The following is a 26,564-nucleotide window of genomic DNA, read 5'->3' on the forward strand; positions in this document are numbered from 1 at the left end:
CAAGGTTACTATACAAAAAGGAGGAAGGAATATGGGAAGAACCGCTGCAATCAATAGAAAAACAGGAGAAACAAACATTCAGTTATCTTTAAATATAGACGGAGAAGGAGTTTCTGAAATCGATACAGGCGTACCATTTATGAATCACATGCTAGATTTATTTACAAAACACGGTCAATTTAATTTGACGGTACAAGCAAATGGCGATATTGAAGTAGATGATCACCATACTACAGAAGATATTGGAATATGTCTTGGAATGGCGCTGAAGGATGCTCTTGGTGATAAAAAGGGCATAAAACGATATGGAAATAGCTTTGTACCAATGGATGATACGTTAGCGCAAGTAGTAATAGATTTAAGTAATAGACCGCATCTAGAATTTCGTGCTGAATTTCCAAGTGATAAAGTTGGGACGTTTGATACCGAACTTGTCCATGAATTTCTATGGAAATTTGCATTAGAAGCTAGAATGAATCTTCATGTTATTTTACATTACGGACACAATACTCATCATATGATTGAAGCGATTTTTAAAGCGATGGCTCGTGCACTAGATGAAGCTACGACAATTGACCCTAGAATCAAGGGGATTCCTTCGACGAAAGGGATGCTGTAAATGATCGGGATTATTGATTATGGAATGGGAAATTTGTTCAGTGTGAGTAAAGCACTGGAACGATTAAATGCTCCTTATTTTATTTCAGAGGACAAAGAAGCTTTGTTAAACGCAGATGCATTAATTCTTCCTGGCGTGGGTGCATTTAAAGATGCGATGGCAAAGCTAAAGGAGACTGGCTTAGCGGAGATGATTGACACATTTGTTGACAGTGGCAAGCCTTTTTTAGGAATATGTCTTGGAATGCAGCTATTGTTTGAGTCGAGTGAGGAGCATGGCTACAGTGAAGGCTTGAAATTATTGCCTGGAAAAGTAGTTCGTTTTCCTGGAATAGCAGAAGATGGTTCAGCATATAAGGTACCTCATATGGGCTGGAACAAGCTTCATTTTAAGAAAGAGTCATCAATAGCACCAAATAGGGACGATGATTTTGTTTATTTTGTGCACTCCTATTATGCAGATACAAAAGACGAAGTAATCATCGCGAGCTGTTCCTATGATAAAGAGGTACCAGCAGTAGTGGGAAGAAACAATGTATATGGCATGCAGTTTCATCCAGAGAAAAGTAGTAAATTGGGTATGCATTTATTAAGCAATTTTGCTAGTTTAATACAGGAAGGATGAACTTACATGACCTTTACCTTATATCCTGCTATTGATATGCGGGGCGGAAAATGTGTCCGTTTGCTACAAGGGGACTATGATAAAGAAACAATCTATGGTGATTCACCGTTTGATATGGCCAAGAGCTTTGTTGAGCAGGGTGCTAAATGGATACATATGGTTGATTTAGATGGTGCAAAAGATGGCAAAAGAGTAAACGACCAATTTGTTATTGATGCAGCAAAAAAATTAGGTGTGAAAGTGCAAATTGGAGGAGGCATTAGACAAGAGGAAGATATTGTTCACTATTTAGAAAATGGGGTAACGAGAGTAATACTCGGCAGTGTTGCTGTTTCCAATCCAGAATTTGCGATGGAGATGATTCGGAAATATGGAAAGGGAATTGCCATTGGAATCGATGCGAAAAATGGACTTGTAGCGACACATGGATGGCTGTCGACCTCTGAGGTGAAAGCTGTAGAGTTGGGGAAACGATTTGCAGAAGCAGGAGCCGAGACCTTTATTTTTACGGATATTGCAACAGATGGCATGTTGAGTGGCCCAAATATAGAGGCAATTGAAGAAATGGCTTTGGCAACAAAAAAAGAAGTGATTGCATCAGGTGGAGTAAGTAGTATAGAAGATCTTAAGCGGCTGAAAGAGATACACTCTAAGGGTGTTGGCGGTGCGATTATAGGCAAGGCGTTATATGAAGGAAGGTTCACACTAGAAGAAGCTTTGGGGAAAATGTACTAGCGGAAGAAACATTTCGACAAGCTCATTGTGAGAGGGGTTTTAAAATGTTAACAAAGCGAATTATTCCATGTTTGGATGTTAAAGATGGACGGGTTGTAAAAGGAATCCAATTTGTTCAATTAAGAGATGCAGGAGATCCAGTTGAATTAGCGCGCTTTTATGATGAACAAGGAGCAGATGAATTGGTATTTCTCGATATATCTGCTTCCCATGAAGGTAGAAAGACAATGGTAGAAGTAGTAATGGAAGTGGCATCCCAGCTTGCTATTCCTTTTACTGTTGGAGGAGGCATTCATTCATTAGAGGATATGAAAAAAATTCTTCGTGCGGGTGCGGATAAGGTATCATTAAATACAGCTGCAGTGCTAAATCCATCTTTGATTGAAGAAGGGGCTAATTTTTTTGGTTCTCAATGTATTGTAGTTGCGATTGATGCAAAATATGATGCAGCACTTGAATCATGGCGGGTATATACACATGGTGGTAGAAATCCAGTTGATAAAGATGTTATTACGTGGGCAAAAGAAGTGGTAGAACTTGGAGCAGGTGAAATCCTATTAACAAGCATGGATTCGGATGGAGAGAAAAATGGCTTTAATCTAGCATTAACAAAAGCAGTGAGTGAGGCTGTTTCTGTTCCTGTTATTGCTTCAGGAGGAGCTGGAAATGCTGCCCATTTTGAAGAAGCGTTTAAAGAGGGAAAAGCTGATGCTGCGCTGGCTGCTTCTATTTTTCACTATAAAGAAACATCTGTTCATGAAGTAAAGGAATATTTGAAGGAAAAGGGAGTGCTTGTCAGATGAATGTAGAGGAATTGAAATTTGATGAAAAAGGATTAATTCCTGCTATTGTACAGGATGCTACTACGAAAGAAGTGTTAACACTTGCTTATATGAATAAAGAATCCTTAGAAAAATCCTTACAAACAGGGGAGACTTGGTTTTATAGCCGTTCTAGACAAGAACTTTGGCATAAAGGGGCAACAAGTGGCAATACACAGCAAATTGTAGAGATTAAATATGATTGCGATCAAGATGCATTAGTAGTATTCACCAATCCAGCTGGTCCTGCTTGCCATAATGGAACAACAAGCTGTTTTATAGAGAGCATTTATCAAAATAAAGAAGCAGTTAAAAAAGTATCTGCAGATTATCAGATTCTGGCTAACTTAGAGAAAGTTATTGAAGAAAGAGATAGAAATCGTCCTGAAGGTACATATACAACGTATTTATTTGAAAAAGGGGTAGATAAGATTCTGAAGAAAGTCGGAGAAGAAGCAGCAGAAGTTATTATTGCTGCGAAAAATCGCGATTCAGAGGAATTGAAATGGGAAGCATCCGATCTTCTTTATCATTTATTCGTCCTATTAAGAGAGCAAAAACTTCCATTTTCTGAAATTTTAAATGTATTGGAAGCACGTCATGAAGAGAAGCAAGGTAAGTAAAGAGATAGAAAAAGAGGCCCATTCGATTAAGAAGAATGAGCCTTTTTACTTTTTGCTTGTACGTGAATGGCTTCATCGAAAAGTTATTCCGACCCCTTTTTCCTACCAACAAATTTCTGCTTTAAATTCATACACTTTTTTTCCAAAATAGGATTGACTCTTCTCCGAAATGAACTTAATATGGTATAATTGTTTAGTTAACAATAACCATTTATTTTAGCATGCTATTTATCTCTTGCTTTATAAGGGAACATATATATATTGGAGGATTTATGAATAAAAACTCAAGTAGAGTACAACCAGTGGGTAAACTTATTACATTTAATCCTACAGGCGAATTTTATTTTAACAAAGGAATTAAAGCATACCATCAAAGAGATTATTATAAATCCCTTAAATATTTGCAAAGAGCACTGGCGTTGGAGCCAGGAGAACCAATGATTGCGTGTCAGCTTGCAGTCGTTTATGCAGATGTTGGAGAATATCAAAAATCAAATGAACTTCTCCATGATATTATTGAAGAATTAGATGAGGGTATGGTTGAGTGTTATTATTTCCTAGCGAATAATTATGCCCATTTAGGATTTTTTAAAGATGCATATTATCATGCAAAACTCTATTTAAGTCTGGATAAAGATGGGGAGTTTGTAGAGGATACGGAAGACCTAATGGAGGTTCTTTCTTTGGAATCCGATGAGCTTGAGGAAGAAGAAGCCTACGAGGAAGAAGATCTTATTACAAGACAGGAGCAGGCAAGAGCATTGCTTGAGTCTGGTAACTTTGCAAAGGCTGTAGAAGTGCTGACGAAAGTGATTCAAGATTATCCAGAGTATTGGTCGGCCTATAATAATTTAGCTTTAGCTCATTTTTATCTTGGTCAATCGGAAAAGGCTAGCGAAATTTTAGAGCATGTATTGACTCAGAATATAGGAAACTTACATGCTTTATGTAATAAGCTAGTATTTGCCTATTATCAAAATAACGATGCTCATGTTGCGGAAATGGCAGCTATTTTAAGAAAAATCAACCCTATTTCTATTGATCATCAATTCAAACTAGGCACTACTTTCGCACTTATTGGCGAGTATGACACGGCGTATTTTTGGTTGAAGAAGATTTATAAACAAGGATTCCAAGGAGACAGTTCTTTTTACTATTGGTTATCGTATTCCGCGTATAACACAGGAAATAAGCAAACGGCAAAAAAAGCATGGAAAAAAGTATTGGAGCAGCAGCCAGAAAAAGAAGGACAAGAACCATGGAATAATTTGGATTATAAGGTTAGTGGATTTGAGGAGCATCTTAGCTCTATTCTGAAAAGATTTGACAGCAATCATGTAGAGGAACGATTGTTTGCGACATTCTTAACTTCTGTATCTAGTCAAAAGGAAAAAATTCTTTCTTCATCTGCTATGCAGTTAAAGAATTGTTCAACGAAATTAGAACAAGATTATTTAGCCTTTGTGAAGACTGGTACTGAAATAGAGGATCCGTTCCTATATGTTGCACATCATACAGCAGAGCAAATTTATACGAACTATCATCCAATTGGAACAGAAGAAACTAGCTTATATCTACTATGGTTTTCAGCAATCATGGAAATGCAAACAGCCGGTACTTTATATAAAAATTGCATTGCCAGTGCAGCAGCTATCGATTATTTATGGAATCAAACTCGTGAGACAAAAAAGACCCAGCAAGAAATTGCCGATCAGTATGGACTCTCTACTTCAACATTACAGAAATATATAAAGTCACTGAAGGATTATATGCAACCTATCTATAGTTAATATCTATCATTTAGGATGTTTTATGCGTTTAATGAAAAATAATTCCTTATAGAAGCAGTTTAATTCGGATAGAATTTAGCTGCTTCTTTTTTTAGGTTGCTTTAGGGATGTATTTTAATAGCAGTTGAAATGAATTAAATGATTAAATAGATGATAAAAAGAGTTATAATTAATCTAATAATAGGGTGAATGATATTTATTTTTCTATAAAGGTAAAAGCCATTTGCGATGGCAAGAATGCTAATGAAGACGATCATGTTTACCAAGTTTTAACTAATCAATTAGACGAACTTTTGAAGGAAGAAGAAGAATTACGGGAGCGGAGACTAATTTTAGAAAATGAGGTCAAGAAACTAAAGGATTTGATATAAATCTTTTAGAAATTACATAATAAAGAGTGGGAAAAATAGGGGGACTACATAAATTCCAATAAATTCTATCCTAGATTGCTATCCGTAAATGAATATACAGCTATTTTTGAAAATTTTTCGAGTTTGAGCAGATTTTTGGACGGATAGGGGATTGGTTTTATAGGATAGTAATAGATAATCATACTTATAATAAGAAATAGAAATTAATTTAAAGATTGATTCTTTTATCTAAGCGTTTATTTAGTATAATAAATGCGTTAGTTAATGGGAAAAGGAGTTTTTGAAAATGACAGAAGAAAAAATTTATGATGTTGTTATTATTGGGGCAGGACCAGCTGGAATGACAGCTGCTGTTTATACTTCTCGTGCCAATCTTTCTACATTAATGATAGAAAGAGGAATACCTGGTGGACAGATGGCGAATACAGAAGAAGTGGAAAACTTTCCTGGATTTGAAAGTATCTTAGGCCCAGACCTATCCAATAAAATGTTTAATCATGCAAAGAAATTCGGTGCTGAATATGCTTATGGTGATATTAAAGAAATAGTGGATGGAAAAGAATACAAAACAGTGAAAGCTGGTTCAAAAGAATTTAAAGCAAGATCTATTATTATTTCTACAGGTGCAGAATATAAAAAGGTTGGCGTACCAGGTGAAAAAGAATTAGGAGGTCGCGGTGTCTCTTACTGTGCTGTATGTGATGGTGCGTTCTTTAAGAATAAGCGTCTATTTGTTATCGGCGGAGGAGATTCAGCAGTTGAAGAAGGTGTATACTTGACTCGTTTTGCATCACAGGTGACGATTGTACACAGACGCGATGAATTAAGAGCACAGAAAATTCTTCAAAAAAGAGCGTTTGATAATGAAAAGGTTGACTTTATTTGGAATCATACGATTAAAGCAATTAATGAAAAGGATGGGAAAGTGGGCAGTGTGACACTTGTTTCCACTTTAGATCAAACAGAGCAAGAGCTAGAGGCTGACGGCGTGTTTATTTACATTGGCATGGTTCCATTATCTAAACCATTTGAAAGCTTAGGAATTACCAATGAAAATGGTTATATTGAAACAGACGATCAAATGGAAACGAAAGTACCAGGTATATTTGCGGCTGGTGACATTCGTGAAAAGACACTTCGCCAAATTGTTACTGCAACTGGTGACGGAAGTATCGCTGCCCAAAGCGCTCAGCATTATGTGGAAGAGTTAGCAGAATCATTAAAACAACAAGCATAACCACTTCTTAAAAGTGTCATTCCGTTTTAATTGGAATGTAACAGTAGTGAAACATATTTGGGGTATCATATAAGTAGAAATTGACCCCCTTTTAAGATATATTTTTTAGCATAGGCTTATACAGCCTATGCCTTTTTTTGCTTGGGCAGATTTTTGGTTTGGCTGATAAATGGTAACTTTCGCGAATAACTTCGAGGTTTTCGCGAATACTTCACTTTTTTTCACGAATAACTCAATAATTTTAGTGCATATCACGTTAAATGATACAAATACTTCTTTTCATTCAAAAAAATCTTTCGAAGGGTAATAAATTCTCCCTCGATTTTCACCTGTATAAGGTAATTTCATTGAAACAAGAAGCCGATTAGCGGTATCTTTGGATGTAATATGGACAAATTCAAGAAATTCCTTACTGGTAATAGAAGGTTTGATTAAGAGGAAATAATCCTCTACTGCTTTTATATGAGCCAGTTTATCAAATGTGGAACATGATGGACAAAACCAGTTACGCATTTTTCTTATCATCGCAAATGCTTTACAGTGAGGGCATTGAACACCTGTTATAATGTCTTTTTTGTTTATTCGGTATTTTTCCAATATATTAGTGTTTTCCGAGGTATGATGCTTGCGAAGAAATTTGGAGATTTTGAGTAGGCTTTTTTCATCTATAACATTTACTTTATATTTTCTTTGTAACTAATCCCATTTATCAAGAAAACTATGGCTGTGAAGAACATGATTTTTTATGGAGGGATTTCCTTTTATGATTGTAGAGGGTTTAGAAATAATAACGAGGGGTTCAATGGGGGGAATGGTAAAGTGGTGTTTTTGTAAGAAATGCTCTAATTGTCGCTTTAATCTATTTACTTGGGAGATAGGATCTAAGTATCCCCCTTCTTGATTATTTCTAATTCGAGTAAACTGGTTTAAGGTTGTATCAAAAATTAATGTGCCTAAGTAGTTTTTACAGTCAATAATGACAAAAAAGAAACGAGTCAGCAGGAGATAGTCTATTTGAAAATAAGATTTACCATTATATAAACGAAGATTATGAATAATAAAGCATTCTTTATCTGGTATAAAATCAAGGTAGTAGGTTAGTTCCTTTTCACCTTTATAGCCTCGTAAATGAATATAGACATCTTTTTTGATGGTCCAATCTTTACCTCCGCGTTGTAAGAGAGCTTCCATTTTTCTTAATTTCAAACTCTTTTTTATAAAATTAATATACAAGAACAATACACATCCTTTTCAAAAGATTATATCATTCATTCTCCGTAATGAATGAAGAATCCTTCCTAATTGGAAAAGGCAATTTATTGTGAGGGCATGACAATAATAGTATAATAAAAGGAATGGATAAAAGAAGTGCCTACATACAGAGAAAATCGGGGTGAATAATTTGCAACGTGTGACGAATTGTTTGTTACTTAAAGATAATAAAGTATTGTTATTACAGAAGCCAAGACGTGGTTGGTGGGTAGCGCCAGGTGGCAAAATGGAGCCAGGAGAATCTGTACGAGATTCCTGTATTCGTGAGTATAGAGAAGAAACAGGTATTTATTTAAGAAATCCGAACATAAAAGGGATTTTTACCTTTATTATTAAGGATGGAGATAAGATTGTGTCGGAGTGGATGATGTTCACCTTTTTCTCTACGAACGCTGATGGTGTCAATGTAGATGAATCAGCTGAAGGGAAAATCGTCTGGCATGATTTAGATAATGTGAAAAACTTGCCAATGGCTGAAGGCGATTATCATATATTAGACTACATGATCCATGGGAATGGAATTATCTATGGGACATTTACTTATACACCTGATTTTGAATTAATTAGTTACCGATTAGATCCAAGCTAAAGATTTATAGGGGGAATAAAAATGAGTGCAAGTGAGCCACAAATCGTAATCATCACAGGAATGTCAGGAGCAGGAAAGACAGTTGTTATCCAAAGCTTTGAGGATTTAGGATTTTTTTGTGTAGATAACCTACCTCCAACTCTTTTGCCAAAGTTTCTTGAACTTATGAAAGAGTCTGAGAATAAGATGAATAAGGTTGCTCTTGGGATGGATTTAAGAGGCAGAGAATTTTTTGATGATTTATTCACTGCCCTAGACGATTTAGCAAATTCCTGGGTTGTACCTAAGATCCTTTTTCTAGATGCTGATGACAGCGCGCTAGTTAGAAGGTATAAGGAGACAAGAAGAGTTCATCCCCTTGCACCGTCTGGACTTCCTTTAGAAGGAATTAAAATGGAAAGAGAAATGTTAGAAGAGTTAAAAGGAAGAGCTCAAATTATTTATAATACATCACAAAGCTCTCCCAGAGAACTACGTGAAAAGATTTTAAAAGAGTTCTCTGTTAATAAACAATCCATCTTTACTGTAAATGTGATGAGTTTTGGATTTAAGCATGGACTTCCTATTGATGCAGATTTAGTATTTGATGTGCGTTTTTTACCAAACCCTCATTACGTGGAGCATATGAGACCGAAAACTGGTTTAGATGTAGAAGTATCTAGTTATGTGTTGAAATGGACAGAGACAGGTCAGTTTCTAGAAAAAGTAATTGATTTGTTAACGTTCATGCTGCCCCAATATAAGAGAGAAGGAAAGTCGCAGCTAGTTATTGCGATTGGCTGCACTGGGGGTCAGCACCGCTCTGTTGCGTTAGCAGAATATATTGGACATCATTTTGAAAAAGAATATAATATTGCTATTGCTCACCGTGATATGGAGAGGAGAAAGGACCAGCAGGCATGAGTGAAAAGGAACAGCCAAGAATAGTAATCATCGGGGGAGGAACAGGCCTTTCTGTACTTTTACGAGGATTGAAAAAATATCCAGTGGATATAACAGCAATCGTAACGGTAGCTGATGACGGAGGAAGCTCTGGAAGATTAAGAGAGGATCTTGATATCCCTGCTCCAGGAGATATTCGCAATGTATTAGCAGCACTATCAGATGTGGAGCCATTAGTGGAGGAAATGTTTCAGCATCGATTCACTAATAGTAAAGATTTAGATGGGCATTCATTAGGTAATTTAATTTTAGCTGCAATGACTTCCATTACTGGTAATTTTACCTATGCGATTCAAGAAATGAGCAAAGTACTTAATGTTCGTGGTAAAGTATTACCTGCAACAAGTCATAGTGTTATCTTAAATGCATTAATGGAAGATGGGACGGTTGTTGTTGGAGAATCGAGTATTCCGGAAGCTGGGAAAAAAATAAAGAGAGTATTTCTAACTCCAGAGGATTCTGCTCCGCTTCCTGAAACCATTCATGCTATCCAGCAAGCAGATCTAATTGTAATTGGCCCTGGAAGCTTATATACGAGTATCTTGCCGAATTTGGTTGTCAAAGAAATTAAGGAAGCCGTTCTAGAAGCGAAAGCGAAAAGAGTATATATATGCAATATAATGACACAAGCTGGAGAAACGTTAGATTATACGGCAAGTGATCATGTGAAGGCATTATATGAACATGTTGAACAACCATTTATCGACACGATTATCGTGAACAAAACGAATATCCCAGCAAGTGTACAACAAAGATATGATGAAGAAAAAGCAAAGCCTGTGGTTTTTGATATAAAACGGCTAGAACGGATGGAGCTAGATGTGATAGCTGGCGATATCATCAAGCTTGATCAAGGTGTTATTCGCCATAATACTGTTGAAATGGCGAAAATTCTTTATTCGATAATTGAATAATGGATTAAATTGCATCTGCTTTTTTCTAAAAAGGGGGGAAGGACATGTCTTTTGCGTCAGAAACAAAAAAAGAATTGACAACAATTGAAGCCAAAAATTGCTGTGGAAAAGCAGAATTATCAGCACTGATACAAATGAACGGGACTCTTTCCTTTTCCAACCAGAGGCTAGTTGTAAATATACAAACAGAGAATGCGGCTATAGCTAGAAGAATCTATACCTTGATAAAACGGTATTTCGATATACCAGTTGAATTACTAGTTCGTAAAAAAATGCGCTTAAAAAAGAACAATGTATATATTGTGCGGATTTCTAATCATGGGAAGGAAGTGCTGGAGGAATTAAGTATTCTGAAAGAAGGCTTTGTGTTTACGCATGAAATCTCCCCAGAGCTAATTAAGAAGAAATGCTGTAAACGGTCTTATTTAAGAGGGGCCTTTTTAGCAGGCGGCTCTGTAAATAACCCAGAAACATCTTCCTATCATCTTGAAATAGCATCCTTATATAAAGAGCATATCATTGCCCTTAGTGATTTAATGAATACTTTTGGGTTAAAAAGTAAGACTCTAGAAAGAAAAAAAGGGTTTATTGCTTATTTAAAAGAAGCGGAAAAAATTACGGAGTTCCTTAATATTATTGGTGCACATGGAGCACTTCTTCGCTTTGAAGACATACGAATTGTTAGAGACATGCGAAATTCTGTTAATCGATTGGTCAATTGTGAAACAGCCAATTTAAATAAAACAATTGGGGCTGCATTAAGACAAGTTGAGAATATCCGTTTTATCGATAAAACGGTTGGTTTGCAAATTCTTCCAGATAAGCTAAGAGAAATTGCAGAGTTGCGAGTTGCGTATCAAGATGTAACCCTAAAAGAATTAGGGGAAATGGTATCTTCTGGAAATATAAGTAAATCTGGAATCAATCATCGTTTAAGAAAAATTGATGAAATTGCAGATGCACTACGTCGTGGAGAAGCAGTTAAATAAAAGAAATGGATAATATATAAAGACAGGGATATATATTATCCATTTTTTTGTGTGTGAAAATATTATCAGAAAAGTTTCTTTAAACTGAATTTTATTCCCCTTGGATAGAGCAAAAAACTTATTTTCCTTGTATAATAGATATATTACTACTTTGTTAAAGGGGAGGAAGTTCGATGGTGGAACAAGAAATAACAGTTGGCCTAAAAGCGGGACTTCAAGCGAGACCTGCTGCTTTATTTGTACAGGAGGCAAGTAATTATTTATCAGAAGTATTTATTGAAAAGGATGGAAGAAAGGTAAATGCAAAAAGCATTATGGGGATAATGGGCCTAGCGATAAATTCTGGAGCGACAATTAAACTTATTGTTGATGGTAGCGACGAGGTGGAAGCGCTTCAGAAATTAAAAGATTTGCTTAAGTGATTATTTGATAAATAAAAACTCTCCTTATATATAAAAAGGCTGTTCCCTACCTAGGAACAGCCTTTTTATTAAGTTTATTTGGTTAGTGTGTGAATTAGTTATTTTTTTTGTCTTCTAGAGAATTACGGCTGATAACATGGTCAACTAAACCATATTCTTTTGCTCTATCAGCAGTCATAAAGTTGTCGCGTTCTGTATCTCTTGCGATAATATCAATAGGTTGACCAGTACGCTCAGATAAAATACCGTTTAATTTATCGCGTAAGAATAAAATACGTTTAGCAGCAATTTCAATTTCCGTTGCTTGACCTTGAGCTCCACCAAGTGGTTGGTGAATCATTACTTCACTGTTTGGAAGAGCATAACGCTTCCCTTTTGCACCAGCAGCAAGTAAGAAGGCACCCATAGATGCAGCCATACCAATACAGATTGTTTGAACATCTGGCTTAATATATTGCATTGTGTCATAAATGGCCATCCCAGCAGTGATGCTTCCGCCTGGGCTATTAATATAGATCGATACATCTTTTTCAGGATTTTCTGTTTCTAAGAATAAAAGCTGTGATACGATAGAGTTAGCTACATTATCATCAATAGCACTACCAAGCATAATAATACGGTCTTTTAATAAACGGGAGTAAATATCGTAAGCGCGTTCTCCTCTGTTTGTTTGCTCAATAACTGTAGGAATTAAATTCATTTAAAATCCTCCTTTATAATGTCTGTTCAAAAACGATAAGTATTTGTTTCTTCAGTAAGATGAAAAACATCTAAACTGTATGTAATCCTAATGATACACGGATGGTCAATTAAGGTCAAACGTAAAAGCCTAAATACCTAAAAATATCATTCGACATCTTTTTTTATAGCAGTTTTTCTAAAGTTGTTGCTACGTATATTTTTAAATTTTAAGTTCTATTATAACAGAATGTTAACGATACTATGATTGGCAAATTAACAGTATAATTCCGAATAAGCGGGGAATCACGTAATAACAGAGCCTAATTTTAAAAGTACAATAGCGTTTCATTGGGAAGTCGATACTTGAAGGTATAAGGAGATCCATCCTTTTATTTCCTCTACAATCCTTTCTACATGATACCCATTGCTCCTATTTTTAAACATCATCTATTGCATAAAATAGTAACTTCGCTTATAATATGAAGGCGTTACTTCAATGGGGCGCAAGTTATACACGATGCCCTTGTGGTGCAACGGATAGCACGTAAGATTCCGGTTCTTAAAATGGGGGTTCGATTCCCTCCGAGGGCGCTAATAAAATAATAAAAAGGTTTTTCTGAAGTTTCTAACAATCGTCGATTCTTTAGAAAAACCTTTTTATTTTGCTTCTATTTTTAGTACCTAAAAATAAATCAGATTGCTGATTCAGCTTTTAGGCTGTTTTTCCTTTGTGAGAAGCTTTGTGTTTATATTACTACCTTATTATATTTCTATAAAGACTACTGTTTAAAGAAAGGTTTTCATGTAAAGTATTCAAATATCAAAATTCCTCTTTTTAGTTATTAATACTTGCTTAATATTTTCATTCAAACACCATTTTCCTTTTTCAAAAAAACAATTAAAAATTAAGGGAATAATTATTCATTTTTTCCAAATAGTAAGAAAAGAAAGAACGACACTTTTTCGTCAAATTTTACAAAAAATAGACACATATCAGTTGAATTCATACTATACTGGTGTTAGAATTGTTCTTGTAGCAGGGAAGTTATTTTTTTTGTAGTACCCGGGACGAAAAATGTCTATGTGGGACTTCTTGCGACCACTGTAAGTGAAGGAGCGCATCAAGCATGGTTTCATTTATTGAGATTCAAAAAAGATTATTACCTGATTTACTTACAGTTATGCAAAAAAGGTACTATATTCTGCAATACATTAAGAATATGCAGCCTGTCGGAAGAAGAAGTCTGGCAGTGAGCCTAGGACTGACCGAAAGAGTCTTGAGAAGTGAAGTCGAGTTTTTAAAAGATCAGCAGCTTATACATATTTCAAACATCGGCATGACAGTCACTTTAAAAGGGGAAGAAGTATTGGAAAGTCTTTCTAGTGTAATGAGAGAAGTAACGGGTATTAACGAAATGGAGCAGCTACTGCAACGAAAACTTGGCATCAGTAAGGTAATTATCGTTGCGGGAGACAGTGATCATTCTCCATGGGTAAAAAAAGAATTAGGACTTGCGACAGCAAATTGTATGAAATCTCTCCTAAAGGGAAATAATATCATCGCAGTTACTGGTGGGACTACTATGTCTTCTGTTGCTGATGCGCTAACACCAAGTGTTGCAGATGGCGAATTATTATTTGTTCCTGCTCGTGGTGGAATAGGAGAAGATGTCAAAAATCAGGCAAATACAATTTGTTCCATGATGGCAGACCATACTGCTTCAAAACATCGAGTTTTATACGCTCCAGATGAGGTCAGTGAAGAGATGTACAAAAGCATTTCTAACGACCCTCGTATAAGTGAAGTATTAAAACTTATACGTTCAGCAAACCTTTTAGTTCATGGTATAGGCGAGGCGCTTACGATGGCGAATCGTAGAAATACAACTAAAAGCGATCTAGAAAAGATTAAGAATGCGGAAGCCGTTGGTGAGGCATTTGGGTATTACTTCAATGAAGAGGGAGAGGTTGTCCATAAGGTCCAAACAATTGGCCTTAGACTAGAAGATTTATCTTCCGTACCTAATATTATCGCTGTAGCTGGTGGAGCATCTAAATCAAAGGCTATACGTGCTTATTTAAAAGAAGCACCAACTTCAACTATTTTAATAACAGATGAAGGAGCCGCAAAAAAATTGATATAATGGGAAATCCCTTTATATATTTAATACTCTTAAAATTAGAGGAGGAAATTTATAATGACAGTAAAAGTAGGTATTAACGGTTTTGGACGTATCGGACGTTTAGCATTCAGAAAAATCATGGAAAACCCAGAATTAGAAGTGGTTGCAATCAATGATTTAACTGACACTAAAATGCTAGCACATCTTTTAAAATATGATTCATCTCAAGGAACTTTCCAAGGTGAAATCGAAGTACATGAAGGATACTTCTTAGTAAACGGTCAAAAAGTTGTTACAACTGCTGAAAGAAATCCAGCTGACCTTAAATGGGGAGAACTTGGTGTAGATACAGTTATCGAATCTACTGGTTTCTTCACAACTAAAGAAAAAGCAGAAGCTCACATTCAAGCAGGTGCTAAAAATGTAGTTATTTCTGCTCCAGCAACTGGCGAAATGAAAACAGTTGTTTACAATGTAAACCATGACGTTCTTGATGGAACTGAAACAGTTATCTCTGGTGCTTCTTGTACTACTAACTGTCTTGCTCCTATGGCACAAGTTCTTCAAAATAAATATGGTATCGTATCTGGTTTAATGACTACAATTCACGCTTACACTGGCGACCAAAACACTTTAGATGCTCCACATCCAAAAGGTGACTTCCGTCGTGCGCGTGCAGCTGCTGAAAACATTATTCCTAACTCAACTGGTGCTGCTAAAGCAATCGGTTTAGTATTACCTGAACTTCAAGGTAAATTAGACGGTGCTGCTCAACGTGTTCCAGTTAAAACTGGTTCATTAACAGAGCTTGTAACTGTTCTTGACCAAAAAGTTACTGTTGAAGAAATCAACGCTGCAATGAAAGAAGCTGCTAACGAATCATTCGGTTACACAGAAGAAGAGCTTGTATCTTCTGACATTATCGGAATTAGCTATGGTTCATTATTCGATGCAACTCAAACAAAAGTAATCACTGTTGGTGATCAACAACTTGTTAAAACTGTTGCTTGGTATGATAACGAAATGTCTTACACTAACCAATTAGTAAGAACTGTTAAGCACTTTGCACAACTTGCAACAAAATAATTTCCCTTTTCAATGGAAATATGTGCGAGTTAATAAGCACCCCCTTTAATCAAACAGCGGAAACAACTTTTGTTTCCGCTATTTTAAAAATATGCAGTGGAGGGTACCTATAATGAATAAGAAAACAATTCGTGATATCGATTTAAAAGGGAAAAAAGCTTTTGTTCGCGTTGACTTTAACGTACCAATGAAAGATCAACAAATCACTGATGAAACAAGAATTCAAGCTGCACTTCCAACTATTAACGCTTTAGTAGAAAGTGGAGCAATTGTTATTCTTGCAAGCCACTTAGGACGTCCAAAAGGTGAAGTTGTAGAAGAGTTACGTTTAACTCCTGTTGCAAAACGTCTTTCTGAAATACTAGGTAAAGAAGTTGTAAAAGCTGATGAATCATACGGTGAAGCTGTTAAAGCACAAATCAGCAAGCTTTCAGAAGGAGATGTAATCCTTCTTGAAAACGTACGTTTCAATGCTGGAGAAGAAAAAAATGATGCAGAGTTAGCAAAACAATATGCAGAGCTTGCAGATGTATTTGTAAATGATGCATTTGGTGCTGCACACCGTGCCCATGCTTCAACAGAAGGAATTGCTCATCATATTCCAGCTGTATCTGGATTATTAATGCAAAAAGAACTAGATGTTCTTGGTAAAGCTTTATCCAATCCTGATCGCCCATTCACTGCTATTATTGGTGGAGCAAAAGTTAAGGATAAAATTGGAGTAATTGAAAACCTTCTAGAAAAAGTTGATAACTTAATCATAGGCGGAGGCTTAGCTTATACTTTCGTTAAAGCACTTGGTCATGAAGTTGGTCAATCATTATTAGAAGAAGACAAAATCGATCTTGCTAAATCATATATGGAAAAAGCAAAAGAAAAGGGCGTTAAGTTTTATATGCCTGTTGATGTTACAGTTGCAGATGATTTCTCTAACGATGCTAACATCAAAACAGTTTCTATTGAAGAAATTCCATCTGATTGGGAAGCATTAGATATCGGACCTAAAACACGTGAAATCTATGCAGATGTTATTAAAAGTTCTAAATTAGTAATTTGGAACGGGCCGATGGGTGTTTTCGAATTAGATGCATTCGCTACAGGTACAAAAGCAGTAGCTGAAGCACTTGCTGAATCTCAAGATACATATTCCGTAATCGGTGGTGGAGATTCTGCAGCAGCAGTTGAAAAATTTGATTTAGCGGATAAAATGAGTCACATTTCTACTGGTGGCGGTGCTTCATTAGAATTCATGGAAGGTAAAGAACTTCCAGGTGTAGTGGCATTAAACGACAAATAATATCTTTATAGATATGCATGAAAGGATGTAAACAATGCGCAAGCCAATTATTGCAGGTAACTGGAAAATGAACAAAACGCTTCCTGAAGCGGTTGAGTTTGTTCAAGAAGTAAAAGCTTCTGTTCCATCAAGTGAAAAAGTGGATACAGTTGTTTGTGCTCCTGCGTTATTTTTAGGACAATTAGTAGAATTAACAGATGGCACAGATGTAAAAATCGGTGCACAAAATATGCATTTCGAAAAAAATGGTGCATTTACTGGTGAAATCAGCCCAGTAGCATTAGAAAATATCGGTGCAAAATATGTAGTACTTGGTCATTCGGAGCGTCGTGAGTTCTTTAACGAAACAGATGAGTCTGTTAACAAGAAGACAATCGCTGCATTTGAAAATGGTTTAACTCCAATTGTTTGTTGTGGTGAAACACTAGAACAAAGAGAGAACGGCGAAACAAATGACTTTGTTGCAACTCAAGTAACAAAAGCGCTTAACGGCTTAACTCCAGATCAAGCGAAAGCAACAGTTGTTGCATATGAGCCAATCTGGGCAATTGGAACAGGTAAATCTTCTACTTCTGCAGATGCAAACGAAGTATGTGCACATATCCGTAAAGTAGTAAGTGAACAATTTTCTTCAGAGGTTGCTGAACACATCCGTATTCAATACGGCGGTAGTGTAAAGCCTGAGAACATTAAAGAATATATGGCACAGCCAGATATTGATGGAGCATTAGTAGGTGGAGCTAGCCTAGAAGCTCAAAGCTTTTTAGCTTTATTGGAGGCAGGTAAGAATGAGTAAATCTCCAGTAGCTTTAATCATTTTAGATGGTTTTGCTTTAAGAAGCGAACGCATGGGTAATGCTGTAGCACAAGCAAATAAGCCTAATTTCGATAAATATTGGAACTCTTACCCTCATTCTACTTTAGTAGCTAGTGGGGAAGCTGTTGGTCTTCCAGAAGGACAAATGGGTAACTCAGAAGTTGGACATTTGAATATCGGTGCCGGCCGGATCGTATATCAAAGTTTAACAAGAGTTAACCTGTCTATTAGAGAAGGCGAGTTTTACAAAAACGAAACTTTCGTTAATGCAATTAAGCATGTAAAAGAAAAAGGCAAAAATCTTCATTTATTCGGATTATTATCCGATGGTGGAGTTCATAGCCATATTGAGCATATGTTTGCACTTCTTCGTTTAGCAAAAGAAGAAGGCGTAGAAAATGTATATATTCACGGTATTCTAGATGGTCGAGACGTCGGTCAAAAGACTGCTGAGAAATACATTAAAGCTACACAAGAAAAAATGGCTGAATACGGTGTAGGTGAATTTGCTACCATTTCTGGGCGCTACTATTCCATGGATAGAGATAAGCGTTGGGATCGTGTAGAAAAATCATACCGTGCTATGGTATATGGCGATGGACCAGCATACTCTGATCCATTACAAGTAGTAGAGGATAATTACAATAACGGAATCTTTGATGAGTTCGTACTTCCATCTGTAATCACAAAAGAGAACGGTGAGCCAGTTGCGACAATTAAAGATGAAGATGCTGTTATTTTCTATAACTTCCGTCCTGACCGTGCAATTCAAATTTCTAATACGTTCACAAATGAGGACTTCCGTTCATTTGATCGTGGGGAAAAACATCCAAAAGATCTTTACTTTGTATGTTTAACTCATTTTAGTGAAACAGTAAATGGGTATGTTGCATTCAAGCCAACAAACTTGGATAACACTTTAGGTGAAGTACTTTCACAAAACGGATTAACACAGCTTCGTATCGCTGAAACAGAAAAGTATCCACATGTTACTTTCTTTATGAGTGGTGGACGTGAAGCTGAGTTCCCTGGTGAAAAACGTATCTTAATCAATTCACCAAAAGTGGCAACCTATGATTTAAAACCTGAAATGAGTGCATATGAAGTAACAGATGCACTATTGAAGGAAATTGAAGCAGATAATTTTGATGCTATTATTCTAAACTTCGCTAACCCTGATATGGTTGGGCACTCCGGAATGCTTGAACCAACAATCAAAGCGATTGAAACAGTGGACGAATGTTTAGGCAAAATTATCACTTTAATAGAACAAAAAGGTGGTAAAGCAATTATCACAGCTGATCATGGTAACTCTGATGAAGTGGTAACACTTGAAGGAACACCAATGACAGCACATACAACAAATCCAGTTCCTGTTATCGTAACAGATAAGAATGCTGAGTTGCGTACAGATGGGATTTTAGGAGATCTTGCTCCTACTATGTTAGATTTATTAGGAATTGATAAACCAGCAGAAATGACTGGAACATCTATTATTAAAAAATAAGATTTAAGATTTTTATATTTAAAGGAGAGAATAAATATGCCTTATATTCAACAAGTTTATGCTCGTGAAGTATTAGATTCACGTGGTAACCCAACAGTAGAAGTAGAAGTATTAACTGAATCAGGATTCTTTGGTCGCGCACTAGTTCCATCTGGTGCTTCAACTGGTGAATACGAAGCAGTTGAATTACGTGATGGTGACAAATCTCGTTACCTTGGTAAAGGTGTTCTTAAAGCAGTAGAAAACGTAAACGAAGTAATCGCTGAAGCAATTATCGGTATGGACGTTACTGACCAAGTTGGAATCGATAGAGCAATGATCGAACTTGACGGTACAGAAAACAAAGGTAAATTAGGTGCTAACGCAATCCTTGGTGTATCTATGGCTGCTGCACATGCTGCTGCTGAAGTAGTAGGATTACCTTTATACCGTTACCTTGGTGGATTCAATGCAAAACAATTACCAACTCCAATGATGAACATCATCAACGGTGGTTCACATGCTGATAACAACGTTGATTTCCAAGAATTCATGATCTTGCCAGTAGGAGCTCCAACTTTCAAAGAAGCTCTACGTATGGGTGCTGAAGTATTCCATGCATTAAAAGCTGTTTTACATGCAAAAGGTTTAAACACTGCTGTAGGTGATGAAGGTGGATTCGCTCCAAACCTTGGTTCTAACCGTGAAGCATTAGAAGTAATCATCGAAGCAATCAAAAAAGCTGGTTATGAGCCAGGCAAAGATGTATTCTTAGGAATGGACGTTGCTTCTTCTGAATTCTTTAACAAAGAAACTGGAAAATATGATCTTGCTGGAGAAGGCCGTAATGGTTTAACTTCTGAAGAATTAGTATCTTTCTACGAAGAGTTAGTTAACGAATTCCCAATCCTATCTATTGAAGATGGATTAGATGAAAACGACTGGGAAGGTCATAAATTATTAACAGACCGTATCGGTTCTAAAGTACAATTAGTTGGTGATGATTTATTCGTTACAAACACTAAAAAATTAGCTGAAGGTATCGAAAAAGGTATTGCTAACTCAATCCTTATCAAAGTTAACCAAATTGGTACTTTAACTGAAACATTCGAAGCTATCGAAATGGCTAAACGTGCTGGTTACACAGCTGTTGTTTCTCACCGTTCTGGTGAAACAGAAGATGCTACAATCGCTGACATCGCTGTTGCTACAAACGCTGGTCAAATCAAAACTGGTTCTATGTCTCGTACAGATCGTATCGCTAAATACAACCAACTTCTTCGCATCGAAGACGAGCTTGGCGAGTTAGCAGTATACGATGGTCTTAAATCTTTCTATAACCTTAAGAAATAATAGAAGTTAAGCTTTCCTTAACTTGATAAGCACCCTAGCTTTAGGAGATTTCCTATAAGCTAGGGTGCTTTTTAATAATTGTGAAAGAATAGGGAGAAGAGGAGCCGCATCATTTCTCAGTGCCCGAAAACAAGAGATCCAGCAGGAAAAGGGAACAGAGGAGCGTTCTCTGAGCCCGAAAACAAGAGATCCAGCAGGAAAAGGTAACAGAGGAGCGTTCTCTGAGCCCGAAAACAAGAGATTCAGCAAGAAAAGGTAACAGAGGAACGTTCTCTGAGCCCGAAAACAAGAGATTCAGCAAGAAAAGGTAACAGAGGAGCGTTCTCTGAGCCCGAAAACAAGAGATCCAACAAGAAAAGGGAACAGAGGAACGTTCTCAGTGCCCGAATACAAAAAATCCAGCAGGAAAAGGTAACAGAGGAGCGTTCTCTGAGCCCGAAAACAAGAGATTCAGCAAGAAAAGGTAACAGAGGAGCGTTCTCTGAGCCCGAAAACAAGAGATCCAGCAGGAAAAGGTAACAGAGGAGCGTTCTCTGAGCCCGAAAACAAGAGATCCAGCAGGAAAAGGTAACAGAGGAGCGTTCTCTGAGCCCGAGAGCAAGAGATCCAGCAGGAAAAGGGAACAGATGCTTCTTATTCAAAGGTTATCGCGTAATTAAGAGAACTCTTCCATACATTCATGCTGGATAAATATATTCTACTAATTATTATGACAAAGAAAGCGACATACTATTGTGGCAAAACATAAAATATGATACATTTAAACTAATGTAGGTTGGGTTTAATGGAGGTGTTTGATATGATACACACAGTTTTGATTACTTTATTGATTATCGTTGCGATTGCATTAATCGTAGTAGTACTTCTTCAAAATGGTAAGAGTGCTGGACTATCTGGAGCAATTTCTGGTGGTGCAGAGCAGTTATTTGGTAAACAAAAAGCACGTGGTTTAGAATTAATCCTTCACAATGCAACAATCGTTTTAGCAATTCTATTTTTTGTATTAACGATTGCAGTTAGTTATTTTGATCTATAATAACGAAATTCGGTATAGATAAAAAACCTGGCCATGAAAGGTCAGGTTTTTTTTCGGAATACAATCATACATAAGTGTTGATTTAAAGAAGGAACGACCTTACTAAAGAAAAATCATATTACTGGATTCTTCCATTTCTTTTTTACTACAATAAAAGATAGTTCTTTTTCTAATTAACATAGTAATTTTAATTATAGATAAGGATGAAGGAGAAAATAATAAGATAAAGGAGCGCTATCTAATGAAAATAGTAGAACAGAAGCCATTAACATTTAAAGGAGATAATAAACGTGCTGTGCTGTTATTGCATGGATTTACAGGTAATACATCTGATGTGCGTTTGCTAGGTAGATATTTAAATACAAAGGGGTATACATGCTATGTTCCTTTATATAAAGGTCATGGTGTTCCGCCAGAAGAATTAGTCGAATCTGGACCGAAAGATTGGTGGAAAGATGTTACGGAAGCATACCAGCATTTAAAGGATATGGGATATGAAGAAATTGCCGTTGGCGGACTATCCTTAGGAGGGGTATTTTCCCTTAAATTAGGTTACACTGTACCTGTAAAGGGTATCGTAACAATGTGTGCTCCGATGTACATCAAGAGTGAAGAAGTAATGTATGAAGGAGTACTTGAATACGCTCGCAATTATAAGCAACGCGAGAAAAAATCAGAAGAAATCATCGAACAGGAAATGGATCAATTTAAACCGATGAATACACTGAAGGAATTACAAAATCTTATAAAAGAAGTAAGAGACTCTATTGACCTTATCTATTCACCCGTATTTGTTATACAGGCAAGACATGATCAAATGATTGATACAAATAGTGCTAATATTATTTATGAAGAAGTGGAATCGATTTACAAAGACATAAAATGGTATGAAAACTCAAGTCATGTTATTACACATGATAAAGAGAAAGAACAGGTATTTGAAGATTTCTATCAGTTTTTAGAAAAACTAGATTGGAAAGAATGAGAAGCAAAGGAGGTTTTTTGTTTGGAAGATATAATTAAGGAAAATGTCGAGAAGTTATTAACCTATATGAAAGATGAAGCCTACAAACCATTAACGGTGCAAGAATTAGAAGAGGCTTTTGGAATAGAGGATTCTTCTCACTTCAAAGATTTTGTAAAGGCACTTGTACAGATGGAGGAAAAGGGGCTAGTCGTTCGTACAAGAAGCAATCGTTACGGTTTACCGGAAAAAATGAACCTTATTCGTGGGAAACTAGCAGGACATGCAAAAGGGTTTGCATTTGTTATTCCAGAAGAACAAGGGATGGATGATATCTTTATCCCTCCAAATGAAGTAAAAACAGCGTTAAACGGAGATATTGTGTTAGCTCGTGTCACTTCTGAGAGTTCTGGTCAAAGAAGAGAAGGTACAATCGTCCGAATAATAGAAAGAGGCGTACAGCAAATTGTTGGTACATATTCGGAAAGCAAGCATTTTGGCTTTGTAATACCTGATGATAAAAAAATCGCAACGGATATTTTTATCCCTAAAGGCAGTACAAAAGGAGCTATCGAAGGGCATAAGGTAGTTGTTAAACTAACTTCCTATCCAGAAGGCAGAAAGAATGCAGAAGGAGAAGTTATCAAAATACTAGGGCATAAGAATGACCCAGGTGTGGATATTTTATCGGTAATACATAAGCATGGATTACCACTAGCTTTCCCGGAAAATGTACTAGATCAAGCGAATAATGCTCCAGATACGATAGATGAAAAGGAAATTGCCAATAGACGAGATTTGCGTAATGAAACAATTGTCACCATTGATGGAGCAGACGCAAAAGATTTGGATGATGCGGTTACTGTCACTATTTTAGAAAATGGTCATTATAAATTAGGGGTTCATATTGCGGATGTTTCTTACTATGTAATAGAAAATTCTCCTATTGATGTAGAAGCAGAGGAAAGAGGAACGAGTGTTTACTTAGTAGATCGAGTCATTCCAATGATTCCACATCGTTTATCTAATGGAATATGTTCCTTAAATCCTAAAGTAGATCGCTTGACTCTTTCTTGTGAAATGGAAATTACGTCAGATGGTGAAGTAGTTTCACATGAAATTTTTCAAAGTGTCATTAAAACAACGGAACGCATGACATATGCGGATGTGAACTCGATTTTACATGACAAAGATGAAGAATTAAGAGACAAGTATGAAGGGCTTGTACCGATGTTTGAACGAATGGAAGAGCTAGCTGCAATCCTTCGTAAAAAACGGATGACACGCGGTGCAATTGACTTTGATTTTAAAGAATCAAAGGTACTTGTAGATGAGGATGGAAAGCCACAGGATGTTATTTTAAGAGAACGATCTGTTGCAGAAAAATTAATTGAAGAATTTATGCTTGTTGCCAATGAAACAGTTGCGGAACATTTTCATTGGATGCAGGTTCCGTTTATTTATCGTATTCACGAAGATCCAAAAGAAGAAAAGCTAAGAAGATTCTTCGAGTTTATTACAAACTTTGGCTATATTGTGAAGGGAACAGCAAATTCTGTCCATCCTAGAGCATTACAGGAAATTATCGAAGCAGTTCAAGGAACGCCGGAAGAAATGGTTATTTCAACGGTCATGCTGCGATCGATGCAACAAGCGAAATACTACCCTGAAAGTTTAGGACATTTTGGTTTATCAACTGAATTCTATACGCATTTTACTTCACCTATTAGACGATATCCAGATTTAATCGTCCATCGATTGATTCGGACGTATTTAATTGAAGGGGATATCAGTTCAGCGACACAAGAAAAATGGAATAGCCGCTTAACAGAAATAGCAGAGCACTCTTCTAGTATGGAAAGAAGATCAGTAGAAGCTGAGCGTGAAACAGATGAGTTGAAGAAATCAGAGTACATGCTTGATAAAATCGGCGAAGAATATGATGGTATTATTAGCTCCGTTACGAATTTTGGAATGTTTGTAGAGCTTACAAATACAATCGAAGGACTTGTCCATGTCAGTTATATGACAGATGACTACTATCGTTATGATGAACGTCATTTTGCCATGATTGGCGAAAGAACAGGAAAGGTCTTCCGTATTGGAGACGAAATTACGGTTCGTGTTGTAAATGTAAATAAAGATGAACGCGCAATAGACTTTGAAATTGTCGGCATGAAGGGAACACGCCGCAGAGATCCAAAGAAAGATGGCAAAGTATTCTCTACTGGTAGTGTTTCTCGTGCACCGCGTAAAGGTAAATCAGATAGAGATACGGATCGAAAAGGAAAACCTGGAGAATCTCGCCGTAAAGGAAAGAATGATCGAAAACATTTCGAAAATGCACCAAAAGCAAAGCGAAAGAAAAAGAGACGGTAACTAAAAATTTGCTAAGCATTAAATTGCATGTGGTTTCTATCTGAAAAAGGAAACCACGTGCAGGGGATGTTTGTATAATAGACATTCTTTTGATAAAATTATTGGCAGAGTAGGGGGAAGAGGCATGCCAAAAGGTGAAGGGAAATTAGTTGCACAGAATAAAAAAGCAAATCATGATTACTTTATTGAGGAGACTTACGAGGCAGGGATTGTTCTTCAAGGAACAGAAATCAAAGCAATTCGTGCTGGAAGAGTAAACTTAAAGGAATCATATGCACGCATTATTAATGGAGAAGTATTCCTGCTCGGAATGCATATTAGTCCCTATGAGCAAGGAAACCGATACAATCATGACCCTTTAAGAACAAGAAAACTTTTATTACATCGAAAACAAATCAATAAATTAATTGGGGAGACAAAAGAAGTAGGTTATGCTTTAGTCCCACTAAAGATTTATTTTAAAAATGGATATGCAAAGGTTTTGATTGGTCTAGGTAAGGGTAAAAAGAACTATGATAAGCGTGAAACCTTAAAACGTAAAGAGGCAAATCGTAGCATCGAACGTGCTTTACGTGAAAGGCAAAAAATGTAATCCAAAACTTTACAATTGAAATACGCTTCAGTTATGTTATAATAACTTATGTCGATATGACAACATAACTTTAAGCTCCTATTTCAGAGCTTCCGAAACGTTACGCTTTTCTATTAAAGCGGGAATCATGTAATGTAACAATTGCTTGATTTTATCCTAATAATGGGGACGCTACGGATTCGACAGGGATAGTTCGAGCTTAGGTTGCGAGTCGAGGGGATCGGCCTCGTTAAAACGTCAAAGCCTATAACTGGCAAACAACAAAACAACTTCGCTTTAGCTGCTTAATAGCGCTTAGCGGTTCCTCCCTCCATCGCCCATGTGGTAGGGTCAGGGACTCAATTTAAGTGGGCTACGCCGGATTCCACCGTCTGAGGAAGAAGGAAGAGAACAACCAGACTAGCTTATCGGACGCCTGTCAACAGGCAGAAGAATAAGCGAAATGCGAATATGTTGACTACACTCGTAGAAGCTTAAGTGCCGATGTTTCTGGACGTGGGTTCGATTAATTTTAGTCGCCTTGTATGGTAACATATAAGTGAAAATCTGGCTTTATCGGTGAAACCTAAGTCACATTATCTGTGATAAGGCAATGCCGAGCGGTATGTGAAGTAATTCAACAGCCGTGTATCGACTTATAGGTTGCCAAGAATTTGGTAGCACTAGGATACGGAATGCTACTTTAAAGTAAATTTATATTTCGTATAAGACGCCAGAGGACCTAACTAAATATTACAGGTTCAAGATATAGTCAGTGCCATGACGAAAGCATGGAATTGCACGTCCCACCGTCTCCACCAAA

24 protein-coding genes, 1 tRNA gene and 1 other RNA gene are annotated in these 26,564 nt (G+C 36.7%); 24 read left to right on the forward strand and 2 right to left on the reverse strand.

Features of this window, described 5'->3' with window-relative positions:
• Window positions 1-31: 31 nt before the first annotated feature.
• From hisB to trxB, 7 genes are all read left to right on the forward strand, one after another.
• Window positions 32-619 carry an imidazoleglycerol-phosphate dehydratase HisB gene (gene hisB / locus ACWNMZ_RS08560; RefSeq protein ID WP_031540662.1) on the forward strand — a complete coding sequence of 196 codons (588 nt, stop codon included), beginning with the start codon at window positions 32-34 and terminating at the stop codon, window positions 617-619.
• Window positions 620-1,243 (forward strand): imidazole glycerol phosphate synthase subunit HisH, encoded by a 624-nt coding sequence (gene hisH, locus ACWNMZ_RS08565; RefSeq protein ID WP_031540663.1) that lies wholly within the window; start codon window positions 620-622, stop codon window positions 1,241-1,243.
• 6 nt (window positions 1,244-1,249) lie between these two features.
• On the forward strand, window positions 1,250-1,978 hold the full coding sequence (gene hisA, locus ACWNMZ_RS08570) for a 1-(5-phosphoribosyl)-5-[(5-phosphoribosylamino)methylideneamino]imidazole-4-carboxamide isomerase (RefSeq protein WP_109769007.1): 729 nt from the start codon (window positions 1,250-1,252) through the stop codon (window positions 1,976-1,978).
• A 44-nt stretch (window positions 1,979-2,022) separates the two neighbouring features.
• Window positions 2,023-2,781 carry an imidazole glycerol phosphate synthase subunit HisF gene (gene hisF / locus ACWNMZ_RS08575; RefSeq protein ID WP_031540665.1) on the forward strand — a complete coding sequence of 253 codons (759 nt, stop codon included), beginning with the start codon at window positions 2,023-2,025 and terminating at the stop codon, window positions 2,779-2,781.
• Entirely contained in the window at window positions 2,778-3,422 is a 645-nt protein-coding gene (gene hisIE, locus ACWNMZ_RS08580) for a bifunctional phosphoribosyl-AMP cyclohydrolase/phosphoribosyl-ATP diphosphatase HisIE (protein ID WP_031540666.1), read from the forward strand. Before hisF ends, hisIE begins: the two co-directional genes overlap by 4 nt.
• 272 nt (window positions 3,423-3,694) lie before the next feature.
• Window positions 3,695-5,212 (forward strand): tetratricopeptide repeat protein, encoded by a 1,518-nt coding sequence (locus tag ACWNMZ_RS08585; protein ID WP_251629514.1) that lies wholly within the window; start codon window positions 3,695-3,697, stop codon window positions 5,210-5,212.
• A 657-nt stretch (window positions 5,213-5,869) separates the two neighbouring features.
• On the forward strand, window positions 5,870-6,820 hold the full coding sequence (trxB, locus tag ACWNMZ_RS08590) for a thioredoxin-disulfide reductase (RefSeq protein ID WP_031540669.1): 951 nt from the start codon (window positions 5,870-5,872) through the stop codon (window positions 6,818-6,820).
• Window positions 6,821-7,516: 696 nt separating this feature from the next.
• Here trxB and ACWNMZ_RS08595 read toward each other — a convergent pair.
• Window positions 7,517-8,026 (reverse strand): nuclease-related domain-containing protein, encoded by a 510-nt coding sequence (locus tag ACWNMZ_RS08595; RefSeq protein ID WP_152910850.1) that lies wholly within the window; start codon window positions 8,024-8,026, stop codon window positions 7,517-7,519.
• Window positions 8,027-8,222: 196 nt separating this feature from the next.
• On the opposite strand from ACWNMZ_RS08595, the gene ACWNMZ_RS08600 reads away from it, so the two are divergent.
• The 5 genes from ACWNMZ_RS08600 (at window position 8,223) to ACWNMZ_RS08620 (ending at window position 11,948) form a co-directional block, all read left to right on the forward strand.
• Window positions 8,223-8,681, forward strand: a complete 459-nt coding sequence (locus ACWNMZ_RS08600; RefSeq protein ID WP_031540670.1) for an NUDIX hydrolase — start codon at window positions 8,223-8,225, stop codon at window positions 8,679-8,681.
• Between the two features lie 21 nt (window positions 8,682-8,702).
• Window positions 8,703-9,584: an RNase adapter RapZ gene (rapZ, locus tag ACWNMZ_RS08605; protein WP_031540671.1), complete on the forward strand. Its 882-nt coding sequence runs from the start codon at window positions 8,703-8,705 to the stop codon at window positions 9,582-9,584.
• Window positions 9,581-10,537, forward strand: coding sequence for a gluconeogenesis factor YvcK family protein (locus tag ACWNMZ_RS08610; protein WP_031540672.1), 957 nt, complete (start codon window positions 9,581-9,583; stop codon window positions 10,535-10,537). Before rapZ ends, ACWNMZ_RS08610 begins: the two co-directional genes overlap by 4 nt.
• Window positions 10,538-10,581: 44 nt before the next feature.
• Window positions 10,582-11,526 carry a DNA-binding protein WhiA gene (gene whiA / locus ACWNMZ_RS08615; RefSeq protein ID WP_031540673.1) on the forward strand — a complete coding sequence of 315 codons (945 nt, stop codon included), beginning with the start codon at window positions 10,582-10,584 and terminating at the stop codon, window positions 11,524-11,526.
• Between the two features lie 173 nt (window positions 11,527-11,699).
• The gene (locus tag ACWNMZ_RS08620; RefSeq protein ID WP_031540674.1) at window positions 11,700-11,948 is read left to right on the forward strand and encodes an HPr family phosphocarrier protein; all 249 of its coding nucleotides are present in this window, start codon (window positions 11,700-11,702) and stop codon (window positions 11,946-11,948) included.
• A 94-nt stretch (window positions 11,949-12,042) separates the two neighbouring features.
• Here the strand turns inward: ACWNMZ_RS08620 and clpP are convergent, their stop codons facing one another.
• Window positions 12,043-12,648 (reverse strand): ATP-dependent Clp endopeptidase proteolytic subunit ClpP, encoded by a 606-nt coding sequence (gene clpP / locus ACWNMZ_RS08625; RefSeq protein ID WP_031540675.1) that lies wholly within the window; start codon window positions 12,646-12,648, stop codon window positions 12,043-12,045.
• Window positions 12,649-13,148: 500 nt separating this feature from the next.
• Here clpP and ACWNMZ_RS08630 point away from each other — a divergent pair.
• From ACWNMZ_RS08630 to ssrA, 12 genes are all read left to right on the forward strand, one after another.
• Window positions 13,149-13,220, forward strand: a tRNA-Arg gene (locus ACWNMZ_RS08630).
• Window positions 13,221-13,756: 536 nt separating this feature from the next.
• Entirely contained in the window at window positions 13,757-14,773 is a 1,017-nt protein-coding gene (locus tag ACWNMZ_RS08635) for a sugar-binding transcriptional regulator (RefSeq protein ID WP_031540676.1), read from the forward strand.
• 54 nt (window positions 14,774-14,827) lie between these two features.
• On the forward strand, window positions 14,828-15,838 hold the full coding sequence (gap, locus tag ACWNMZ_RS08640; RefSeq protein ID WP_031540677.1) for a type I glyceraldehyde-3-phosphate dehydrogenase: 1,011 nt from the start codon (window positions 14,828-14,830) through the stop codon (window positions 15,836-15,838).
• A gap of 112 nt (window positions 15,839-15,950) precedes the next feature.
• The gene (locus ACWNMZ_RS08645; RefSeq protein ID WP_031540678.1) at window positions 15,951-17,135 is read left to right on the forward strand and encodes a phosphoglycerate kinase; all 1,185 of its coding nucleotides are present in this window, start codon (window positions 15,951-15,953) and stop codon (window positions 17,133-17,135) included.
• A 34-nt stretch (window positions 17,136-17,169) separates the two neighbouring features.
• Complete coding sequence (tpiA, locus tag ACWNMZ_RS08650) at window positions 17,170-17,931, forward strand: triose-phosphate isomerase (protein WP_031540679.1); 762 nt, start codon at window positions 17,170-17,172, stop codon at window positions 17,929-17,931.
• A complete protein-coding gene (gene gpmI, locus ACWNMZ_RS08655) occupies window positions 17,924-19,459 on the forward strand; it encodes a 2,3-bisphosphoglycerate-independent phosphoglycerate mutase (protein WP_031540680.1) in 1,536 nt (511 codons plus the stop codon). Before tpiA ends, gpmI begins: the two co-directional genes overlap by 8 nt.
• 36 nt (window positions 19,460-19,495) lie before the next feature.
• Window positions 19,496-20,791: a phosphopyruvate hydratase gene (gene eno / locus ACWNMZ_RS08660; protein ID WP_031540681.1), complete on the forward strand. Its 1,296-nt coding sequence runs from the start codon at window positions 19,496-19,498 to the stop codon at window positions 20,789-20,791.
• 802 nt (window positions 20,792-21,593) lie between these two features.
• The gene (gene secG / locus ACWNMZ_RS08665; RefSeq protein WP_031540682.1) at window positions 21,594-21,827 is read left to right on the forward strand and encodes a preprotein translocase subunit SecG; all 234 of its coding nucleotides are present in this window, start codon (window positions 21,594-21,596) and stop codon (window positions 21,825-21,827) included.
• A 241-nt stretch (window positions 21,828-22,068) separates the two neighbouring features.
• The gene (locus tag ACWNMZ_RS08670; protein WP_449598582.1) at window positions 22,069-22,812 is read left to right on the forward strand and encodes an alpha/beta hydrolase; all 744 of its coding nucleotides are present in this window, start codon (window positions 22,069-22,071) and stop codon (window positions 22,810-22,812) included.
• A 66-nt stretch (window positions 22,813-22,878) separates the two neighbouring features.
• On the forward strand, window positions 22,879-25,170 hold the full coding sequence (gene rnr / locus ACWNMZ_RS08675; protein WP_449598612.1) for a ribonuclease R: 2,292 nt from the start codon (window positions 22,879-22,881) through the stop codon (window positions 25,168-25,170).
• 124 nt (window positions 25,171-25,294) lie between these two features.
• Complete coding sequence (smpB, locus tag ACWNMZ_RS08680; protein WP_031539863.1) at window positions 25,295-25,762, forward strand: SsrA-binding protein SmpB; 468 nt, start codon at window positions 25,295-25,297, stop codon at window positions 25,760-25,762.
• 172 nt (window positions 25,763-25,934) lie between these two features.
• Window positions 25,935-26,270, forward strand: a transfer-messenger RNA (tmRNA) gene (gene ssrA / locus ACWNMZ_RS08685).
• Window positions 26,271-26,564: the final 294 nt, after the last annotated feature.

Source organism: Niallia sp. Marseille-Q9988 (genome assembly GCF_976954375.1).

What these genes read in the sequence shown, in the direction of transcription:
- hisB (WP_031540662.1), top strand. Translation starts at nt 32, where the DNA reads ATGGGAAGAACCGCTGCAATCAATAGAAAAACAGGAGAAACAAACATT.
- hisH (WP_031540663.1), top strand. Translation starts at nt 620, where the DNA reads ATGATCGGGATTATTGATTATGGAATGGGAAATTTGTTCAGTGTGAGT.
- hisA (WP_109769007.1), top strand. Translation starts at nt 1,250, where the DNA reads ATGACCTTTACCTTATATCCTGCTATTGATATGCGGGGCGGAAAATGT.
- hisF (WP_031540665.1), top strand. Translation starts at nt 2,023, where the DNA reads ATGTTAACAAAGCGAATTATTCCATGTTTGGATGTTAAAGATGGACGG.
- hisIE (WP_031540666.1), top strand. Translation starts at nt 2,778, where the DNA reads ATGAATGTAGAGGAATTGAAATTTGATGAAAAAGGATTAATTCCTGCT.
- ACWNMZ_RS08585 (WP_251629514.1), top strand. Translation starts at nt 3,695, where the DNA reads ATGAATAAAAACTCAAGTAGAGTACAACCAGTGGGTAAACTTATTACA.
- trxB (WP_031540669.1), top strand. Translation starts at nt 5,870, where the DNA reads ATGACAGAAGAAAAAATTTATGATGTTGTTATTATTGGGGCAGGACCA.
- rapZ (WP_031540671.1), top strand. Translation starts at nt 8,703, where the DNA reads ATGAGTGCAAGTGAGCCACAAATCGTAATCATCACAGGAATGTCAGGA.
- ACWNMZ_RS08610 (WP_031540672.1), top strand. Translation starts at nt 9,581, where the DNA reads ATGAGTGAAAAGGAACAGCCAAGAATAGTAATCATCGGGGGAGGAACA.
- whiA (WP_031540673.1), top strand. Translation starts at nt 10,582, where the DNA reads ATGTCTTTTGCGTCAGAAACAAAAAAAGAATTGACAACAATTGAAGCC.
- ACWNMZ_RS08620 (WP_031540674.1), top strand. Translation starts at nt 11,700, where the DNA reads ATGGTGGAACAAGAAATAACAGTTGGCCTAAAAGCGGGACTTCAAGCG.
- clpP (WP_031540675.1), bottom strand. Translation starts at nt 12,648, where the DNA reads ATGAATTTAATTCCTACAGTTATTGAGCAAACAAACAGAGGAGAACGC.
- ACWNMZ_RS08635 (WP_031540676.1), top strand. Translation starts at nt 13,757, where the DNA reads ATGGTTTCATTTATTGAGATTCAAAAAAGATTATTACCTGATTTACTT.
- gap (WP_031540677.1), top strand. Translation starts at nt 14,828, where the DNA reads ATGACAGTAAAAGTAGGTATTAACGGTTTTGGACGTATCGGACGTTTA.
- ACWNMZ_RS08645 (WP_031540678.1), top strand. Translation starts at nt 15,951, where the DNA reads ATGAATAAGAAAACAATTCGTGATATCGATTTAAAAGGGAAAAAAGCT.
- tpiA (WP_031540679.1), top strand. Translation starts at nt 17,170, where the DNA reads ATGCGCAAGCCAATTATTGCAGGTAACTGGAAAATGAACAAAACGCTT.
- gpmI (WP_031540680.1), top strand. Translation starts at nt 17,924, where the DNA reads ATGAGTAAATCTCCAGTAGCTTTAATCATTTTAGATGGTTTTGCTTTA.
- eno (WP_031540681.1), top strand. Translation starts at nt 19,496, where the DNA reads ATGCCTTATATTCAACAAGTTTATGCTCGTGAAGTATTAGATTCACGT.
- ACWNMZ_RS08670 (WP_449598582.1), top strand. Translation starts at nt 22,069, where the DNA reads ATGAAAATAGTAGAACAGAAGCCATTAACATTTAAAGGAGATAATAAA.
- rnr (WP_449598612.1), top strand. Translation starts at nt 22,879, where the DNA reads ATGAAAGATGAAGCCTACAAACCATTAACGGTGCAAGAATTAGAAGAG.
- smpB (WP_031539863.1), top strand. Translation starts at nt 25,295, where the DNA reads ATGCCAAAAGGTGAAGGGAAATTAGTTGCACAGAATAAAAAAGCAAAT.